4 protein-coding genes are annotated in these 4,909 nt (G+C 71.4%); 2 read left to right on the forward strand and 2 right to left on the reverse strand.

Annotated features, from left to right (window positions below):
* Positions 1-139: 139 nt before the first annotated feature.
* The gene (locus tag ACQKIP_RS39530) at positions 140-1,072 is read right to left on the reverse strand and encodes a carbohydrate ABC transporter permease (RefSeq protein WP_365865020.1); all 933 of its coding nucleotides are present in this window, start codon (positions 1,070-1,072) and stop codon (positions 140-142) included.
* A complete protein-coding gene (locus tag ACQKIP_RS39535; protein ID WP_365865021.1) occupies positions 1,069-2,424 on the reverse strand; it encodes an ABC transporter substrate-binding protein in 1,356 nt (451 codons plus the stop codon). The genes ACQKIP_RS39530 and ACQKIP_RS39535 overlap by 4 nt, the downstream gene beginning before the upstream one ends.
* Before the next feature lie 286 nt (positions 2,425-2,710).
* On the opposite strand from ACQKIP_RS39535, the gene ACQKIP_RS39540 reads away from it, so the two are divergent.
* On the forward strand, positions 2,711-3,832 hold the full coding sequence (locus ACQKIP_RS39540; protein WP_365865023.1) for a substrate-binding domain-containing protein: 1,122 nt from the start codon (positions 2,711-2,713) through the stop codon (positions 3,830-3,832).
* Between the two features lie 166 nt (positions 3,833-3,998).
* Positions 3,999-4,909 (forward strand): RNA-guided endonuclease InsQ/TnpB family protein (locus tag ACQKIP_RS39545; RefSeq protein ID WP_427745265.1); only part of this gene is annotated, 911 nt, incomplete at its 3' end.

Consider the following 4,909-nt stretch of genomic DNA (forward strand, 5'->3'; position numbering starts at 1 on the left):
GCGAGCAGGAGTACGCCGTGCACGGCGCCGCGTGAGGTCCAGCGAGTGCCGCGGGAAGCGCTGGAGGGGCCGTCGGGGGTGGTACGGCGGGCGGGTGGGCGGCGTGTGGCCGCGGGCGGTGGCGTGGTGGTGGGTGCGCTCAACGTGAACTCCGGGAGGACAGGCGCATCACCAGTGCCGAGAGCAGGGCGGAGGCGAGGGCGAGCAGGATGGACGCGGCGGCGGCACGCCCGTAGTCGTTTTTGATGAAGGCCGCGTCGTAGATGTAGAGGCTGGGGGTCCAGGTGCTGGTGACCGTGCCGGTGAAGGTGCGCAGCACCATGGGTTCGGTGAACAGCTGCAGGGAGCCGATGGTGGTGAAGACGAGCGCGACGAAGATCGTCGGACGGATCATGGGGGTTTTGATGGAGAGCGCGGTGCGCAGCGCGCCGGCGCCGTCGGCGCGCGCGGCCTCCAGGACTTCGCGGGGGACGGTCTGCAGCGCCGTATAGAAGATGATCACGTTGTAGCCCGTCCACTGCCAGGTGGCCATGTTCACGATGGCGGGCAGTACGCCGGACTCGCCGAACGGGTCGAAGGGCAGGGCGTCGTTGAGCGGGCCGATGTCGGGGCTGTAGAGGTAGCCCCAGATCAGACCGGCGATGACGCCGGGCACCGCGTAGGGCAGGAAGACCGCCAGGGACCACAGTTGGCGCAGCCGTACCGTCGCGGAGTCGAGCAGCAGGGCGGTGAGCAGCGCGGCGCCGAACATGACGGGGATGTGGATCAGGGCGTAGCGGGCGATGTTGCCCACGCTGTCGCGGGCGGCCGGGTCGCCCAGGACGTCGGCGTAGTTGCCGAGGCCGGTGAAGACCTGGCGGTAGCCCTCGAAGCCGAGGCCGGAGAGGCGGTCGGTGAACAGGCTGAGGTAGCAGGCGTAGGCGATCGGCACCAGCACGGTGCAGAGCAGCAGCAGCGCGAACGGCGCGGCCAGCGCGGCGCCGGTGAAGCGGCGCCGGGCGGCGGGCCGGTGTGCGGGCGGGGCAGCGGAGGCCGGGGCGGGTGTTTTCGCCGCCGTGGGTGCGGGGTTCATGTCCGGCTCCCGCCTGTGACGGCCAGGCCGCGGGCGCGCATGGCGGCGACGGTCGAGGACTGGACCTGGTGTATGGCTCGGGGGATCGTGGTCGCCCGGGTGGACACCGGGCCCAGCGTGTCGGCGATCGTGGCGAAGGCGCTCAGGGAGGTCGGCCCCCAGGTCCACTCCGGGACCCGGGTCGCGGCCTGGTCCAGCACGTCGAAGACAGGCTGGCCGGCGAAGAAGTCGTCCCGGTAGGCGCCGCGGGCCACCTGCCGGCTGGCGCGGTAGGCGGGGGAGGGGAAGGTGACCTTCGATCCGATCTTCGGGACCGCGGGGTCGGTGCTGAGCCAGCGCAGGAACGTCAGGGCGGCCTCGGGCACCTTGCTCTCGGCGGAGATCCCGAAGGCCGATCCGCCCCACACGCCGGTGGACGGATCGCCGTCCCAGGCGGGCAGGGGCGCGACGGCCCAGCGGCCCTTGTCGGCGGGCAGCGACTTCTTGAGCATGCCCACGCCCCACGTGGCCCCGAGCATCCCCCAGAGCCGGCCGTGGTGCATCGCGGAGATCCAGCTCTGTGTGCCGGTGGCGCTGTGTGCAGCCCGGCCGGAGGACACCATGTCCTGCCAGTACTCGGCCACGCGCAGGGTGCCCGTACCGTCGATGGCCACCCGCCAGGAGTCTGCGGCGATATCCCACCAGGGATCGCCCGCCTGCCAGGCCATCCCGGCGAAGAAGGCGCCGTCGTTGAGCGGGAAGGTGGTGATCCGCGCTCCCCGGTCGGCCCTGCGCACCGCCGAGGCGGCGTGGCGGAACTCCTGCCAGGTACGGGGCACTTCGATGCCCGCCTTGTCGAAGAGGTCCTTGCGGTAGAAGAAGGCCATCGGGCAGAAGTCCATCGGCAGTGCCCAGGTCTTCCCGCCGGGACGCACGCCCTGCCACGCGGCCGGCAGGAACCCTCCGGCGAGGTCGTCGACCTCGGCACTCAGGTCGCGCAGCCCGCCGGTGGTCACGATCTGCGGCAACGCCTGGTACTCGACGTGCAGGATGTCCGGGGCGTTGTGTGCGCGGATCGCGTTGGTCTGCTGGGCGTAGCCGCCGGATATACCGGCGGCGATCACACTGAGCTCCACATGCACGTCGCGCTGGGCCGAGTTGAACGCGGCGACGTACTGGTCCATGCCGGTCAGCCACGACCACACACGCACCTGCGTGGCTCCGGAGGGCCGGCCCGAACAACCGGTGAGTGTGCCGTCGGCGAGAAGCGCGCTGGTGCCCAGGCCCGCGGAGGTCCGCAGCAGGGACCTCCGCGACCAGTGCGTCCCGGGGGCGCGTGTGCTCTCACCGGTGTCGGAGGAGAAACCGAACACCAGGGGTTTCCTTTCGTGCAAGAAGGCGTTCGCACACTTCAGCCCCTGGCACGATTTTCGGTCAACGGTATCGAAGTATATCGACCAGAATCGATAGGAAAACAAAGATCGACGCGGTCGGACGGGCCCTCCCCGCCCCGATCCGCCGACCCTGCGTGCAGTGATTGGCACGAAGAGTGATGCGCTCTACCGGTGTTCCCCGGAGTGCGGCACCTGCGGTAGAACAGAAAGAACTCAAGCGAAGCTGACCGATATAAATCGATCAAAACGAAAGGCCCGGGACGCGATGGCGCTGGCATCGGAACGCCAGGAGTTGATTCTCGCCACCGTGCGCGAGCGCGGCACCGTGCGTCTGGCCGACCTGGTCGAGCGGCTCGGCGTCACCGCCGTGACCGTACGCCGGGACGTCACGACGCTGGCCGACCGGGGACTGGTGCGGCGCGTCCACGGAGGCGTCACCCTGCCCTACCGCGGTCCGGCGCCCGACGAGCGGGCCGGCCGGGGCGCCTTCGCCCACGGGCGGCTGCCCGACCAGGCCTTCGTCGGCATGGTCGTCCCCACCGTCGAGTACTACTGGCCGGCCGTCATTCAGGGAGCCCAGTCGGCGGTGGCCGCCGCGGGCGGACGGCTGGTCCTGCGCGCCTCCGCCTACGACGCGGCGGAGGACCGGCGCCAGGTGACGGGCCTGCTCGACCGCGGTGTGCGCACCCTGCTCGTGGCCCCCACCAACACCGGCGAAACCGGCCAGGACCTGCTGCGCTGGCTCGGCACGCTGACCGTGCCCGTCGTCCTGGTCGAACGGCTGCCGCCGCCGGAACTGCCCACCCTGCCGCTGGACGCCGCCACCACGGAGCACAGCCTGGGAGCGGGCCTGGCCGTCCGGCACCTGGTCACCCTCGGCCACCGCCGCATCGCCTTCATCACCGCGCGCTTCAGCCCCACGACCCGGGCCCTGCGGGAAGGATGGCAGGAGACCGTCGCCTCACTGGGGCTGCCCGGCCACGAGGGCCTCGCGCACGACGTACCGCCCTACGGGTCCCGGGGCTGGACGGACGCCTACGACGCCACCCTGCGCAGCTGTCGCGAAGCCGGCGCCACAGCCCTGTTCGTGCACTCCGACAGCGAAGCCATCGGCCTGGTCGAACGCGCCCACGAACACGGCCTCTCCGTCCCCGACGACCTCGCCGTCATCACCTACGACGACGAAGTCGCCGCAGCCGCCGACCCTCCCCTGACCGCCGTACGCCCGCAGAAACACCGGCTCGGCGCCCTGGCCGCCGAAATGGCCCTGGCCCGCGCCACGGATCCCGTCGAACGCCCGGTCCACCGCGTCCAGTTGTGGCCCACCCTGATCATCCGCGGGTCCTGCGGCGGCGGCGCGCCCGTGCCCGCCAAGACCGGCCCGTGACCTGCCGGGCCCGAACTCACCGGATGTCATCGTGTCTTCCTTCGTGGATACCCCCCGGCCTTCAGGCGGGGGAGGAATCGAAGCTCCCGCGTGGGCGGGGCAGGGTAAGCCGGTTCGTCTTGCGGGCGGATCCGGCGTTGTCAGTGGCGGTGGTTAGGTTGCTGGGATGACGGCATCCACGGCGGCCCGGGAGTTCGCGCCCGTGCGGTACACCTACCGTCTGCGGGTGTCGTCGACGGCCCGCGCGGGGCTGGAGGCGGAGTGGGCGCGCTGCCGGTGGATCTGGAACGAGTGCGTCGCGAAGTCCGGGGCCGTGTACGCGCACCATCGGGCGACCGGGGAGAAGAGCACGTGCGGGCCGGTGCAGCTGGCAGCGATGCTGACCGGGGCCCGGGCGAGCACGCCGTGGCTGCGCGAGGGCGCGTGTGTTCCCCAGCAGCAGGTGATCCGGGACTTCGGCAGATCCCGGGCCAAGGCGCTTACGGACATCAGGGCCGGTCTGCCGATGGCGCGCCGGGCCGGGATGCCCCGCTTCAAGAAGAAGCGGGATGCGCGGCCGACGCTCGAGTACACCCGGCGCGGGTTCTGTCTCAGGGACGGACGTCTGTATCTGGCCGGGGGGATCGTGGTGCGGCCGGTGTGGTCGCGCGACCTGCCCGGGGCGCCGTCCTCGGTGCGCGTGTACCGGGATGCGGTGGGGCACTGGTATGGCTCGTTCGTCGTCGCCGCGCCGCCGGTCGAGGAGCTGCCCGCCACCGGACGGGTGATCGGTATCGACTGGGGCGTGAAGGAAATCGCCACCACCACCAGCGACGCGCACGATCTGCCGCACCCCCGGCACGGCCGCACGGCCGCGCAGAAGCTGGCGCGCTACCAGCGGATGATGGCCCGCAGGAAGCCCGCAAAGGGAAAGGCGGCCTCGAAGGGCTACCAGAGGGCGAAGCGTCAGACCGCCAAGCTCCACCGGAAGATCGCCGCCCGGCGGCAGGACACGGCCCGCAAGTGGGCCAAGCGCGTGGTGCGTGACCATGACGCGCTGGCCGTGGAGGATTTCAGGCCACGCTTCCTCGCCAAGTC

It is taken from the genome of Streptomyces sp. NPDC059900 (assembly GCF_050270335.1).
In the GTDB taxonomy this organism is placed as follows: Bacteria; Actinomycetota; Actinomycetes; order Streptomycetales; family Streptomycetaceae; genus Streptomyces.